The organism is Paraburkholderia sp. Ac-20340, from assembly GCF_017104965.1.
Lineage (GTDB): Bacteria > Pseudomonadota > Gammaproteobacteria > Burkholderiales > Burkholderiaceae > Paraburkholderia.
Window position 1 is genome coordinate 113,625 of the sequence record NZ_JAAGPR010000014.1, and the last position, 13,491, is coordinate 127,115.

15 protein-coding genes are annotated in these 13,491 nt (G+C 65.0%); 5 read left to right on the plus strand and 10 right to left on the minus strand.

All coding sequences use genetic code 11. The features are described from left to right. Positions 1-10: 10 nt before the first annotated feature. Positions 11-487 (minus strand): DUF2244 domain-containing protein, encoded by a 477-nt coding sequence (locus G3N59_RS18525; RefSeq protein WP_205984154.1) that lies wholly within the window; start codon positions 485-487, stop codon positions 11-13. 297 nt (positions 488-784) lie between these two features. Continuing rightward, positions 785-1,789, minus strand: coding sequence for a methyltransferase domain-containing protein (locus G3N59_RS18530; protein WP_205984084.1), 1,005 nt, complete (start codon positions 1,787-1,789; stop codon positions 785-787). A 296-nt stretch (positions 1,790-2,085) separates the two neighbouring features. Here G3N59_RS18530 and G3N59_RS18535 point away from each other — a divergent pair, with 296 nt between their 5' ends. Both G3N59_RS18535 and trmL read left to right on the plus strand, forming a co-directional pair. Then, the gene (locus G3N59_RS18535) at positions 2,086-2,805 is read left to right on the plus strand and encodes a ComF family protein (RefSeq protein ID WP_241023564.1); all 720 of its coding nucleotides are present in this window, start codon (positions 2,086-2,088) and stop codon (positions 2,803-2,805) included. A 44-nt stretch (positions 2,806-2,849) separates the two neighbouring features. Further along, complete coding sequence (trmL, locus tag G3N59_RS18540) at positions 2,850-3,320, plus strand: tRNA (uridine(34)/cytosine(34)/5-carboxymethylaminomethyluridine(34)-2'-O)-methyltransferase TrmL (RefSeq protein ID WP_205984086.1); 471 nt, start codon at positions 2,850-2,852, stop codon at positions 3,318-3,320. Positions 3,321-3,333: 13 nt separating this feature from the next. Here the strand turns inward: trmL and G3N59_RS18545 are convergent, their stop codons facing one another. From G3N59_RS18545 to G3N59_RS18565, 5 genes are all read right to left on the minus strand, one after another. Then, entirely contained in the window at positions 3,334-3,867 is a 534-nt protein-coding gene (locus G3N59_RS18545; RefSeq protein WP_205984087.1) for an O-acetyl-ADP-ribose deacetylase, read from the minus strand. 47 nt (positions 3,868-3,914) lie between these two features. Further along, positions 3,915-4,913 carry an NAD(P)H-dependent glycerol-3-phosphate dehydrogenase gene (locus G3N59_RS18550; RefSeq protein WP_205984088.1) on the minus strand — a complete coding sequence of 333 codons (999 nt, stop codon included), beginning with the start codon at positions 4,911-4,913 and terminating at the stop codon, positions 3,915-3,917. Positions 4,914-4,951: 38 nt separating this feature from the next. Next, positions 4,952-5,419: a protein-export chaperone SecB gene (secB, locus tag G3N59_RS18555; protein ID WP_205984089.1), complete on the minus strand. Its 468-nt coding sequence runs from the start codon at positions 5,417-5,419 to the stop codon at positions 4,952-4,954. 248 nt (positions 5,420-5,667) lie between these two features. Continuing rightward, positions 5,668-5,931, minus strand: coding sequence for a glutaredoxin 3 (gene grxC / locus G3N59_RS18560; RefSeq protein WP_027815727.1), 264 nt, complete (start codon positions 5,929-5,931; stop codon positions 5,668-5,670). Further along, the gene (locus G3N59_RS18565; RefSeq protein ID WP_205984090.1) at positions 5,928-6,353 is read right to left on the minus strand and encodes a rhodanese-like domain-containing protein; all 426 of its coding nucleotides are present in this window, start codon (positions 6,351-6,353) and stop codon (positions 5,928-5,930) included. Before G3N59_RS18565 ends, grxC begins: the two co-directional genes overlap by 4 nt. Before the next feature lie 203 nt (positions 6,354-6,556). On the opposite strand from G3N59_RS18565, the gene gpmA reads away from it, so the two are divergent. The 3 genes from gpmA (at position 6,557) to moeB (ending at position 10,221) form a co-directional block, all read left to right on the plus strand. Continuing rightward, positions 6,557-7,303, plus strand: a complete 747-nt coding sequence (gene gpmA, locus G3N59_RS18570; protein ID WP_205984091.1) for a 2,3-diphosphoglycerate-dependent phosphoglycerate mutase — start codon at positions 6,557-6,559, stop codon at positions 7,301-7,303. Between the two features lie 398 nt (positions 7,304-7,701). Beyond that, positions 7,702-9,273 carry a S41 family peptidase gene (locus G3N59_RS18575; protein WP_205984092.1) on the plus strand — a complete coding sequence of 524 codons (1,572 nt, stop codon included), beginning with the start codon at positions 7,702-7,704 and terminating at the stop codon, positions 9,271-9,273. Positions 9,274-9,465: 192 nt separating this feature from the next. Continuing rightward, the gene (moeB, locus tag G3N59_RS18580) at positions 9,466-10,221 is read left to right on the plus strand and encodes a molybdopterin-synthase adenylyltransferase MoeB (protein WP_205984093.1); all 756 of its coding nucleotides are present in this window, start codon (positions 9,466-9,468) and stop codon (positions 10,219-10,221) included. Between the two features lie 91 nt (positions 10,222-10,312). Here the strand turns inward: moeB and ptsP are convergent, their stop codons facing one another. The 3 genes from ptsP to G3N59_RS18595 all read right to left on the minus strand — a co-directional run bounded on the left by ptsP (position 10,313) and on the right by G3N59_RS18595 (position 13,359). Next, positions 10,313-12,052 carry a phosphoenolpyruvate--protein phosphotransferase gene (ptsP, locus tag G3N59_RS18585; protein ID WP_205984094.1) on the minus strand — a complete coding sequence of 580 codons (1,740 nt, stop codon included), beginning with the start codon at positions 12,050-12,052 and terminating at the stop codon, positions 10,313-10,315. 272 nt (positions 12,053-12,324) lie between these two features. Further along, positions 12,325-12,594, minus strand: a complete 270-nt coding sequence (locus G3N59_RS18590) for an HPr family phosphocarrier protein (RefSeq protein WP_205984095.1) — start codon at positions 12,592-12,594, stop codon at positions 12,325-12,327. Positions 12,595-12,762: 168 nt separating this feature from the next. After that, positions 12,763-13,359, minus strand: a complete 597-nt coding sequence (locus G3N59_RS18595; RefSeq protein WP_205984096.1) for a PTS sugar transporter subunit IIA — start codon at positions 13,357-13,359, stop codon at positions 12,763-12,765. Between the last annotated feature and the right edge of the window lie 132 nt (positions 13,360-13,491).

The window sequence follows — 13,491 nt, forward strand, 5'->3', positions numbered from 1 at the left end:
GCGCATGAATTCAAAGTGCGCGCACGAGCCACATGCGCAGTTCCCGCACGAACTGCGCACGCCGATATTGCGGCAGATGCAAGCCGACAGCGACCGCCTGGCCGCGGGACACGAGACGCACCGGGTCGCGTGGGGTAGCGCCCGGCTCGACCCGGACCCAGCGGGGATTGAATTCGAACTGCGTGAGCGCGTCAGCGCTCATCTGCTCGATCACCAGCCGGTTCGGATAAAGCCTGATTCGTTCGTAATCGACAGCATGGCGCGCATAGATGGCGAAGGCGCCCCCAACGACCAACAGATCGATGCCAGTGAACGGCAAAACCAGCCAGGCGCCGTGGATCAACAGCAGAACGGCGATCGCGATGGAGACCAGCGCCAGCGAGACATAGAACAACACGAATTGCCTGGGCGAAACCGAACAGTTGCGCTTCATCGTCCAGTCCTTGAGGACCGGCTCCGGACTCGCCAGCAGATCAGATGTCTGCATCGCTCGTTTCCCCCACTGCAACATCCTCAGACTATCGCCGCTTTGCGCCTTGCACAACTGCGGGAGAATCTGGAGGCGCCGCGGTGTTGCACGGTTCCCGATACGGCTAACCGGCCGCCCCGCCACCTGCAGACGGACGCATTATAGGCGCGATCCCCAGCCCTAACAAGCAAGCCACAATCCGCCGCAAACCCAATACCAACGGGCATTCCAGCGATTTTTCGACAAATTTCCGGGGGCTTTTCAGGCGCTAATTTCAGGCATAACGAAAGCCCCCTTATTACCTTACCGATTACCTCAACGATTCCTCGACGGACCGCGCCCGATATCTTCGATCCGCACGATGCCGTGGCCTTCCGCCGTCATGCGCGGCACGGCTTTCCACGCGTGACCGTAGATGATCTCGAAGGTCAGCGGGATCGTGCCGGCGTTCGGGCCGTCCTTCAGGCGGCGCGCTTCGAGCGCGGCCAGCAGCGCACGATAGAGGCGCTTCGACGGGCCGCCCGCAGGCTGCGTGTGCTCGCCTTCGGCTGCGTCAAATGCGCGCGCGAACGGATACGCGCCCCAGCGGCGCACATCGGCGAGCAGCTTTTCCGGCGTCTTGTAGGTCACGGTGAGGGTTTCCTGATCCATCACCGGAATCTCGAAACCGTTCTCGACCAGCATGTCGCCCAGATCGTGCATATCGACGAAATCGATCACATGCGGCTGCGTGGGCACGCCATGCGCCGCCTCGACTTCCGCGTAGGCACCGCGCAATTCCTTGAGCGTGTCGGGCCCGAGCGTGCTGAACATCAGCAGGCCGTTGACCTTGAGCACGCGCTGCCATTCGCCGAACACGAGGTCCGGGCGCGGATGCCAGTGCAGCGCGAGGTTCGACCACAGCAGTTCGAAGGCTTCGTGCGCGAACGGCAGCGCCGCGAAATCGGCCTGCGCGAAACGCGGCCCGCGCGAGCCGAGCGCGCGGCCGATCGAGGCCGGCAGGAAACGCCGCCAGCTGGTGTCGTTGGCGTCGTGCGCGCGGGCGCGTTCGAGCATGGCGAGGGAGAGATCAGCGCCGAACACGGGCGCTTCGGGGAAGCGCTCGCGCAGTTTCGGCAGATCGTCACCGGGTCCGCAGCCCAGGTCGAGCACGCTCGACGGGCTCACCTTGATGTATTCGAGGCGCTCGCGCATCCGCTCGGCGATTTCTCGCGGGAGAAACGCAACCTCGTCGAAAGCCGCGGCGCGACGGTCGAAAGTCCGCTGCAGATAGCGCGGATCATAGGCCGGACGGCCGGGTCTGGGGTGAGACGGGGACATGTCGGTCGTATTGGCGAAGTCTGCGAAGTATACTCGCTCACTCCCATCCTTTCAGTTCACTCGCCCTGTCCGGGCTGTCCACGATGCCGCCGCCGCCCGATTCGACGTCCGATTCGCCTCCAACCGTGACGTCCAACCTGTCGCCTGCCCCGCGCCGCGCGTGCCGGAATCTGGCGTTGCGCGCGTTTCGGAGCGGGCGGGCGCGATGGCCGCGGCTCGTCCAGTTCGTGCTGACGGATCTGCTGCCGAATTCGCTACCGCATTGGTTACCCAGTGCCTGCGCATTATGCGGCAATTTGCCGCGACGCTCGCCCGGTGTGCGCAGTGCGGGCGCAAGGCCACGGGGCGCACGCCCGGTCCTGTGCGCAGCCTGCGATGGCGCGTACTGGAACGAGGCGCGGCTGCGCTGCACGGTCTGCGCGTTGCCGCTGTCGAGCCGGCGCGGCGGGCACGGCGGGCATGCGCGTTACCGATGTGACGCTTGCGTGAAAACGCCGCCCGCCTTCGACGCGACCATTGCGCTGGCCGACTATCGCGCGCCGCTCGATGCGCTCGCGCGGGGCCTGAAGTTTCGCGCGCGGCTGGGATTGGGAGAAGAATTCGCGCGACGTCTCGCGCGCGCAGCCGAAGACGCCCTCGATCCCGCCGATCCGCCCGCGCTGATCGTGCCCGTGCCGCTCTCGCGCGAACGGCTGATCGAGCGCGGCTACAACCAGGCGTGGCAGATCGCGAAGCCGCTCGCCCGCGCGCTAGGCGCTCGCGCCGACGCCACGCTGGTGCGCCGCACGCTGGACACCGCCGCGCAATCGAAACTCGATCGCGACACACGCCGCCGCAACGTGGGCCGCGCGTTCGCGCTGCGGCCCGCGCGAGCGCCGCTGGACGGCCTGCACATCGGCGTAGTCGACGATGTCATGACTTCGGGCGCGACGCTCGACGCCATGGCTCAACGGCTCAAAGCCGCCGGCGCGCGGCGCGTGACCAATTTCGTCGCCTTGCGCACCCCGAAGGACTGAGCTCCTTCATTCGTTTTCACGTTCTCTTCACGGTTGTTATCGTCATGTTCAACGTCGTTCTGGTCGAACCGGAAATCCCGCCGAATACCGGCAACGTGATCCGCCTGTGTGCCAACTCGGGCGCGCGGCTGCATCTGATCGAGCCGCTCGGCTTTCCGCTCGACGACACCAAGCTGCGCCGCGCCGGCCTCGACTATCACGAGTACGCGCAGATGCAGGTGCACAGCGACTGGGAGGCCTTTGTCGCGAAAGAAACGCCCGATCCATCGCGCATGTTCGCGTTCACCACGCGCGGCTCGGGCCGTTTTCACGATCACGCTTTCCTGCCCGGCGACTGGTTCGTGTTCGGCGCGGAAACGCGCGGTCTACCCGATGGCGTGCTCGAACGCTTCGCGCCCGAGCAGCGCGTGCGCCTGCCGATGCGGCCGGGCAACCGCAGCATGAATCTGTCCAATACCGTCGCCGTGGTGGTGTTCGAGGCGTGGCGGCAGGCGGGTTTCGAGGGCGGAGAGTAAGTTTGCGGCGCGCTCAGCTGGACTCGCGCGCCGCGAGTTCGCGCTGGTAGCGCGCGAGCATCGCGTCGTCGAAACAGGCGAAGATCACCTGTTCGAGCGCAGCAAACGCAGGCAATGAATCGATGACGGTTGCGAGCGCAATCGTCACGGCCTGGTCGGGCGGAAAGCGGTACACGCCGCAACTGATCGCCGGAAACGCGATGCTTTTCACGCCCGCATCGCGCGCCACGTCCAGCGAGCGCCGGTAGCACGAAGCGAGCAGCGCTGCTTCGTCGCGTGCGCCGCCGTTCCAGACCGGCCCGACCGTGTGAATCACGTGTTTGGCGGGCAGTTGATAGCCCGCGGTGATTTTCGCGTCGCCGGTCTTGCAGCCGTTGAGCGTTTCGCATTCGCGCAGCAATTGTTTGCCGGCTGCGCGATGGATCGCGCCATCCACGCCACCGCCGCCGAGCAGCGACGTATTGGCGGCGTTCACGATGGCGTCGACATGCAGCGTGGTGATGTCGACGACTTCAGCGTCGATACGGCAATTTCCGATTGTCAGCATGACGGCACTCCTTGTTCAGCACGAGGCAGAAGCACCGTCGTGCGGCGCTATTCCGCCTTCGCGTCGCGCCGGAGCAGCGCGCTCACGGCGTCGCGCGGCGCAACGCCATCGAACAGCACGGCGCATACCGCTTCGGTAATCGGCATGTCGATCTGATGGGCGCGTGCAATCGCCAGCACGGCGCGCGCGCAGCGCACGCCTTCGGCCACATGACCGAGCGCGCCCAGAATATCGTCGAGGGTGCGCCCGCTCGCGAGCTGCTTGCCCACGGTGCGGTTGCGCGACAGATCGCCGGTTGCGGTGAGAATCAGATCGCCCAGGCCCGTGAGACCCGTGAAGGTTTCTGCGCGGCCGCCCAGCGTCACGCCCAGACGCGACATTTCCGCGAGACCGCGCGTGATGAGCGCGGCGCGGGCGTTCAGGCCGAGACCCAGACCGTCGGAGATGCCGGTGGCGATCGCCAGCACGTTCTTGACCGCGCCGCCCACTTCCACGCCCACGACATCGTCGCCGGTATAGATGCGCATGGCGCGATGATGGAACGCGGCGAGCGTGCGCTCGCGGCAATCGGCCGAGGCGCTGGCCACCGTCAGCGCGACCGGCAGGCCATCGCCCACTTCGCGCGCGAAGCTCGGGCCGGACAGCACGCCGTTACTCGCATGATCGGGCAGCTCGGCGGCCACGACCTGATGCGGCATCAGTTGCGAATCGGCTTCGAAACCCTTGCACAGCCACACGAAATGCGCAGGCACGCGGTCCATGTCGCGCATGGTGCGCAGCATGTCGCGCAGGCCCGCCACGGGCGTGCCGAGCACGACGAGATCCGCCTCGCCCGACGCATGGTCGAGCGCCGCAGCCAGATCGGTTTCGTATTCGAGTGTTTGCGGCAGCGAGACGCCCGCGAGATAGCGGGCGTTCTCGTGCGTCTTGCGCAGCGTATCGACGAGCGCGCCATCGCGCGCCCATAACAGCGTGTCATGCGCCTGGGCGAGATGCCCTGCCAGCGCGGTGCCCCACGCTCCGGCGCCGAGAACGGCGACTTTCATTCCAGTACTCCGCACCGGTTGTGAGGTTCAGCGGTCAATCAATGCGTGGCGTTGCTGCTGGCGCCTTGTTGCTGCGCGAGCTGCTGCAGGCGTTGCTCGTAGAGCGCCTGGAAGTTGATTTCGGCCAGATGGATCGGCGGGAAACCCGCACGCGTGATCGCGTCGGCGATGTTCGAGCGCAGGTACGGGAACAGGATCGTCGGGCAAGCGATGCCGACGAGCGGGTCAACCTGCTCTTCCGGGATGTTGCGGATGTCGAAAATGCCGGCTTGCTTGGCTTCGATCAGGAACGCGACCTTGTCCTTGACCTTGGCGGTGACCGTGCCGGTCACGAGGATTTCGAACACCGATTCCGCGAGGCGCTCGGCCTTGACGTCGACTTCCACTTCGACGGAGGGCATGTCCTGCTCGAGGAAGATGGCCGGCGAGTTCGGCTGCTCCAGCGAAAGGTCCTTGAGGTAGATGCGCTGGATGTTGAAGAACGGCTGGTTGTTCTCGTCAGACATGGTGTTTGGCTTCCTGATTAGATGGAGTTGCGGTGGCACAGTATCGCGAGGTTTGGCTCTGGCCGATATCGGCCAGAGCCAAAACTTCACTGCGAAACTTCACTGCGCAGCCGCAATGAGCAGCAACGGCAAAAACGACAATAACAAGCGACAGCAAGCCCGCGCGCGCCTTACCGGCCCGCACGGGCGAAAACATCGCGACGCGGCCGTCGAGCCAGGCACCGCATGCCCGGCTGGACGCGTGAAGCTCAGGCCGCCGCTTCGAGCAGCGGCATCAGGCCGCCGGCACGGTCGAGCGCGGAGAGGTCATCGTAACCGCCCACATGCGTCTCGCCGATGAAAACCTGCGGCACGGTACGGCGGCCGGTGCGCGTCATCATTTCTTCGCGCCGCGCCGGGTCCCGGTCGATCAGCACTTTCTCGATGTGTTCGACGCCGCGCGACTTTAAAAGACGTTCGGCCATCTGGCAATACGGGCACACCTGGGTGCTGTACATGACAACCTTGCTCACTTCGTACCTCCTTGTTTCACGACCGGCATGCCGGCCTGCTGCCAGGCGTTCACGCCGCCGTCCAGCACGTGGACTTCGGCAAAACCGGCTTCCTTCACGAGGTTTGCGGCCTTGTGCGACTGCTGGCCCGTCTGGCAGACCAGCAGCACCGGGTTGCTCTTGTTCTTCACGAACTGGGCGACCTTGCCTTGCAACTCGCCGACCGGCAGGTGGCGGGCAGCAGGCAGGTGGCCCTTCGCGAATTCGTCCGCGGAACGCACGTCGATCACGACCGCGTTGCGGCGGTTGATCATCTGCGTCGCTTCAGCGGCCGAAACGCCGCCGCGCCCGCCGCGTTTAAGCGTCGGCCACAGGAGCAACCCTCCTGAGATGAGGACGATCGCGATGAGTACAAGGTTGATGTAATTGGTAAAGAACGTCACGGATGAGCCGCCGGGAAAAAGAGAAATCGAGGGAAATCCAGTTCAGACAATCCGCTCATTATAAAATAACCCTTTGTCGCAGGGTTGCCGCCCCCCAGCCCGGGTGTGCAGCCCGCTGGACCGGGCAGCGTTCGCCAGGTAGCCGTATCACCGACGTTCCCCGTCCCCGATTACCGCTTCCCTCACTACCGACCGTCATCCACATGTACAAACTCGTACTCATCCGCCACGGCGAATCGACCTGGAACAAGGAAAACCGCTTCACCGGCTGGGTGGACGTCGACCTGACCGAACAGGGCAACCGCGAAGCCCAGCAGGCCGGCCAGCTGCTCAAGGCTTCGGGCTTTGCGTTCGACATCGCCTATACGTCGGTGCTCAAGCGCGCGATCCGCACGCTCTGGCACGTCCAGGACCAGATGGACCAGATGTACCTGCCCGTCGTCCACTCGTGGCGCCTGAACGAGCGCCACTACGGCGCGCTTTCGGGTCTGAACAAGGCCGAAACGGCCGCCAAATACGGCGACGAACAGGTCCTCGTCTGGCGCCGCAGCTACGACACGCCGCCGCCCGCGCTCGATCCGTCGGACGATCGCACCGCCTACAACGACCCGCGCTACGCGAAAGTGCCGCGCGAAGAGCTGCCGCTCACGGAATGCCTGAAGGACACCGTGGCGCGCGTGCTGCCGTTGTGGAACGAGTCGATCGCCCCGGCCATCAAGGCGGGCAAGAAGATCGTGATCGCCGCGCACGGCAACTCGATCCGCGCGCTCGTGAAGTACCTCGACGGCATTTCGGACACCGACATCGTCGGCCTGAACATTCCGAACGGCGTGCCGCTCGTCTATGAACTGGACGAGAACCTCAAGCCCATCACGCACTACTACCTGGGCGACGCCGATGCCATCGCCAAGGCGCAGGCTGCCGTGGCGAACCAGGGCAAGGCGGGCTGAACCCAAGCGGGTTGAACCCATCTTTTCCCTGCTCTGCATCACATTCACCGGCCGTGCGCGCCACGCCTCGGCCGGTGGGTGCTTGCGCGACGCGCGCCGCCGCGCGCCTCTTGCGCCCGCGCAAAGTCGCGTTCAAGACCGATCCAGTATTTCCTGCCGATTTGCGTGCGCTCACTGGCAAAGCTGCCAGCTGCCCGACACATCGCTGCCAGACCCGCACCCAGCAAGGCTCTGCGGCACGCGCCTTGCGAACCCGCAGGCATTCCGACTGTCGAACCCGCAACGTTCGTCCCTGCATCGCGCCTTATATACAGGGCGGCCGGGTGTGCAGTTATACTTGTCCGTCGCTTTTCCATTAGACGCTGCCACGCGCCTTTCGACCGCACGCAACAACCTCTATGCGAAAGAACCTAAAAAACATCGGCCTGATTGCCGCTGGCCTCGCGACCGGCGTATTTGCCACGCTGCAGATTTCCGCCGAGGCGCAGCAAACCCAGCAGACGGTGATCGAGCCGCTGCCACTCGACCAGCTCCGGCTTTTCGCCGAAGTCTTCGGTCAGATCAAGCATGAGTACGTCACGCCGGTCGACGACAAGAAGCTCCTCACCGCTGCCATCAAGGGCATGGTGTCGAGTCTCGACCCGCACTCGTCGTATCTCGACAAGACCGACTACCAGGAACTCCAGGAACAGACCAAGGGCCGCTTCGCGGGCCTCGGCATCGAGATCTCCTCGGAAGACGGCCTCATCAAGGTGATCTCGCCGATCGAAGACACGCCCGCGTTCCGCGCCGGCATCCGTCCGGGCGACCTGATCACGCGTATCAACGACAAGCCCGTGCGCGGCATGACGCTCGACCAGGCGGTCAAGCAGATGCGCGGCGACCCGGGCACCAAGGTCACGCTCACGATCTTCCGCAAGACCGACGACCGCACCTTCCCGCTCACGATCACGCGCGCCATCATCAAGGTGCAGTCCGTGAAGTCGAAGATCCTGCAGCCGGGCTACGCGTACATCCGCATCACGAGCTTCCAGGAACGCACCACGCCTGACCTCGCAGCCAAGCTGCAGGACATCGCGCGTCAGGAGCCGAACCTCAAGGGCCTCATTCTCGACCTGCGCAACAACGGCGGCGGTCTGCTGCAGAGCGCGGTCGGTGTCGCGGGCGCATTCCTGCCGGCGGATTCGGTCGTCGTTTCGACGAACGGCCAGATCCCCGATTCCAAGCAGGTCTATCGCGACAACTACGAGAACTACCGCCTGCCGTCGTTCGACGGCGATCCGCTCAAGGGCGAAGCAGCCGAGTTCAAGACCGTGCCGATGATCGTGCTGACCAACGCCTACTCGGCGTCGGCATCGGAAATCGTCGCGGGTGCGCTGCAGGACCAGAAGCGTGCGCTGATCATCGGCAAGACGACGTTCGGCAAGGGTTCGGTGCAGACCGTGCGCCCGATGACGGCCGACACGGCACTGCGTCTGACCACGGCGTACTACTACACGCCGAGCGGCCGTTCGATCCAGAACAAGGGCATCCGTCCTGATGTTGCGGTCGATCAATACGCCGAAGGCGATCCGGACGACGCACTCGTCACGCGCGAAGTCGACTACTCGAACCACCTTGCGAACACGCAGGACCCGGACGAGAAGAAGGAACAGGATCAGCGCGAGCAGGAACGCATGGACATGCTGCGTCAGCTCGAAGAGCAGAACGACAAGAAGACGCCGGAACAGCGCCAGAAGGATCGCGAGCGCAAGCCGGTCGAATTCGGTTCCACCGACGACTTCATGCTCCAGCAAGCCCTGAACAAGCTGCAGGGCAAGCCGGTGACGGAATCGAAGTCGCCGATGGAGCGTCGTCTCGCGCAAGCCAAGCCGCCTACGTCGGCATCGGCGCCTATCGCTGTGAAGCCGTCGGCTTCGGCAGTGCCGGGTGCATCGACGCCGGCTCCGGCCACGGCGCCTGCGAAGTAAGACGTAGCGTCACGCAAAATCCAGGCAACACCAGGCAACATCCAGGCAGTACCCGCCTTGCGGCCCTTCGCGCTTCACGCGCCAAGGGCCGCAAGGCCATCTGCGCCAGCGCCGGTACAATAGGCGGTCTGTACTTCTGGCGCGCGTCGCGGCCTCCCGGCCCATCGTCGCGCCCGCACCGTGCGCATTGCGATGAACGACGACCAACTCCTCCGCTATTCCCGCCACATTCTCGTCGACGAGATCGGCATCGAGGCGCAGCAGCGCTTTCTCGACGCGCACGCGCTCGTGATCGGCGCGGGCGGCCTTGGCTCGCCGGCGGCCATGTATCTCGCCGCTTCGGGCGTGGGCACGCTCACGCTCGTCGATAACGACACCGTCGATCTCACCAATCTGCAGCGGCAGATCATGCACGAGACGGCTTCGGTTGGCCGCGCCAAGGTCGAGTCGGGCCGCGAGGCCATCGCGCGCCTGAATCCCGAGGTGAAGGTGAACGCCGTGCAGGCGCGCATCGACGACGCCTGGCTCGACGAACACGTGCCGCGCGCAAGCGTCGTGCTCGATTGCACCGACAACTTCGCCACGCGCCATGCCATCAACCGCGCCTGCGTGAAGCATGGCGTGCCGCTGGTGTCGGGCGCGGCGCTGCGCTTCGACGGCCAGATCAGCACCTTCGATTTCCGCGACGAAAGCTCGCCCTGCTACGCCTGCGTGTTCCCCGAAGATCAGCCTTTCGAGGAAGTGGCGTGTTCGACCATGGGCGTATTCGCGCCGACGGTCGGCATCATCGGAGCGATGCAGGCGGCGGAAGCGCTGCGCGTGGTCGGCGAGATCGGCACGCCGCTGGTCGGGCGGCTCATGATGCTCGATTCGCTGCGCATGGAATGGAACACGATGCGCATCGCACGTCAGCCCGACTGCCCGGTTTGCGGCGAGCGGCACGCGTAACACAGCAAGCGATACGCAGTACGCATAAAAAGCCCCGGCATGCCGGGGCTTTTTTGCATCGCTTGCAGCACGATAAGCGGATAAACCGCGTTCAGGCCTGCGCCAGACGGCCCAGCGCCGCTTCCAGTTCCTCGGGCTCGTAAGCCGCCAGTACATCGGCGACCGGCTTTTCCAGCGCCTTCAGTTGCGAGCGCAGAATCTCCTGCTTCACCACCAGCAACTGGCTCGGGTGCATCGAAAATTCCGTGAGACCCATGCCCAGCAGCAGACGCGTGAGTTGCGGATCGCCCGCCATCTCGCCGCACACCGAAACCGGCACGCCCGCGCGCTTCGCCTCGCGCAGCGTGTGCGAGATCAGTTGCAGCACGGCCGGGTGCAGCGGATCGTAGAGATCGGCCACGGCGTTGTCGGCGCGATCGATCGCCAGCGTGTACTGGATCAGGTCGTTGGTGCCGATCGAGAGGAAATCCAGACGCCGCAGGAACATCGGCAAGGCCAGCGCCGCAGCGGGAATCTCGATCATCGCGCCCACCTGCACGTTCGGATCGTAGGACAGGCCCGCGTCGTCGAGCTGGCGCTTGGCTTCGCGGATCAGGTCGAGCGTCTGGTCGATCTGCTGCGCGTGCGCGAGCATCGGAATCAGGATCTTGACCGTGCCGAACGACGACGCGCGCAGGATCGCGCGCAACTGCGTGAGGAACATCTGCGGCTCGGACAGGCTCCAGCGGATCGCGCGCAGGCCCAGCGCCGGGTTCGCGGCGGTCTCGTAGCCGTCGCTGGCGCTCATGGCGTCGAGCGGTTTATCGGCGCCCACGTCGATCGTGCGGATCGTCACGGGCAGGCCGTTCATCAATTCCGCCGCGCGCTTGTAGGCTTCGAACTGCTCGTCCTCTTCCGGCAACTGGTCCTTGTGATTCATGAACAGGAACTCGGTGCGGAACAGGCCCACGCCGGTCGCGCCCGAATCGAGCGCCGCCTGGGCGTCCTCGGGCAGTTCGATGTTCGCGCAAAGCTGGATCTTCGCGCCGCACAGCGTCTGCGTGGGCGAGAACTTCAGGCGCTGCAGCTTGCGCCGCTCGAGCGCCATCTCGCTCTGGCGATAGGTGTACTCCTCCAGCACGATGGGCGCGGGATCGACGATCACCACGCCATGATCGCCATCGACGATGATGAGATCGTCCTGACGGATCAGCGTGCTCGCCTGCTGCACGCCCACGGCGGCCGGAATGCCCAGACTGCGCGCGACGATCGCCGTATGCGAGGTGCGCCCGCCCAGATCGGTGACGAAGCCCTGAAACGTTTGCCCTTTGAATTGCAGCATGTCGGCGGGCGCGATGTCGTGCGCCACCACGATCATCTCGTCGCAGCCGCCGTGCAGCGCGGGCGGCGAGGCGCCCGCGAGCGCCTTGAGCACACGCTCGACGACCTGTTCGATGTCGGCTTTGCGCTCGCGCAGGTATTCGTCTTCGACGTCGTCGAAGTGGCGCGAGAGGCGTTCGAGCTGTTCGGTCAGCGCCCACTCCACGTTGAAGCGGCGCGTGCGGATGAGGTCGATGGTCTCCTGCACGAGCATGACGTCGTTCAGGATCATGAGGTGCACGCCAATGAACGCGCCCATTTCACTGGGGGCGTCGGCGGCGAGGTCGGCACGCAGCGTATCGAGTTCCTGCTCGACGAGCTTGAGCGCCACCCGGAAGCGCTCGATTTCGCCGTCGATCTGCGCGAGTTCGACCAGATAGTGGTCGACGTCGAGCGCAGCCGGCGCGATCAGATACGCCCGTCCGATGGCGATACCACGTGATACGGGAATTCCATGCAGCGTGAACGGCACGCGCACCTCCTCTGGTTATGTGATGCCGCGGCAAACCGCTGCAATGCGCTCTCTCTGACCCCGGCCTTTATTATAAATTCCGCGCCGCGCGGATGTTCTTTTTACGCAGGATTCGCAGCGCGAAATAGCGCTTTCTGCAGGTGTTATCGTCGCGGGGCACCAAAGAAAACGCCGCGTTCGAACGCGGCGTCGTGGCTTTGGCTTTCGTCCGTCGAAACGGAGCAGTGAGGCGCTTTTCCAGGACGCCTTTATTACTTGCTTACTGCGCGTGCTTATTGACCTTCGCCGAATTTATCGGCGATCAGCTTGAGCAGCGCGCCCATCGCGTCGGCCTCGTCCGGGCCTTCGGTTTCGATCAGCACCGTGCTGCCGATGCCCGCGGCCAGCATCATCACGCCCATGATGCTCTTGGCGTTGATGCGGCGGCCGTTACGGCTCATCCAGATTTCCGACTGATAGTTGCCCGCCAGTTGCGTCAGCTTCGCCGACGCCCGCGCATGCAGGCCGAGTTTGTTCACGATGGTCGTTTCTTGTTGCAGCATAGGTCGATCCAGGCGCTGAGGGATGAAGTAAAACTGTGTGATTGTGCGTCGATTGTGCGTCGCGCGCGTCAGACACGCGCGCTGCGCGTCCGGCCGCTTGCGCGACCGGAAACAGAATGCGGGTGAGATGAGGCGCGCCCAAGCCGGCGTAAGCCAGATCCAGCCGGCTCAGGCCGTGCCGGCAGGCTTGAGCGCCATGGCCGCAGCCGCGGGCGCCGCAGTGCCTGCTTCGTTACGCGCGGCCAGATCGGCCTTGGCGGTGCTGTTTGCCGCAGCGGACGCCGCCGCCGCGGTCACGGCCGCTTTTGCCACGGCTTCGGAGGCCGCTTCGGCGCACGGTGTCGGCGAGCAACCGCAATCGTTGACCTGTGCGGGCGTGCTCGGCCCAATCGGCTGAACGCCCTTGCTCGCACCCGCCAGCGCCTTTTCCACCAGCGTGTCGAGCGGCGTCGCACGGTAACAGACCGCGCGCACCAGCATCGGCAGATTGACGCCCGCCAGCACGCGCACCTGCGGCAACGTCGCCAGACGCGCGGCGATGTTCGACGGCGTAGCGCCGAACATATCGGTGAGAACGAGTGCCCCGTTTTCCTCGCGCAAACGCTCGACTTCGGCGTTCGCCTGCGCGACGACCTGGGCGGGGTCGCTGTCGGGCAACACATCCAGAGCGCCGATGCGCGCCGGACAGCCGCCGTAGATGTGGGCAATGCATTCGCGCAGCGCAGTAGCGAGCGGTGCGTGAGCGATGATCAGAATCCCTGCCATGTCAGCGTGACTACAAATAACGGCTTCGGTTGATGCCTTGGGCCGATCTCCGAAGATCGCGTCCGACAGCGCCGACCTGCGGCCAGCCGTGGGCCATCAGGGTCGGAACATGCGCCGGGTTGCCGTGCCGCG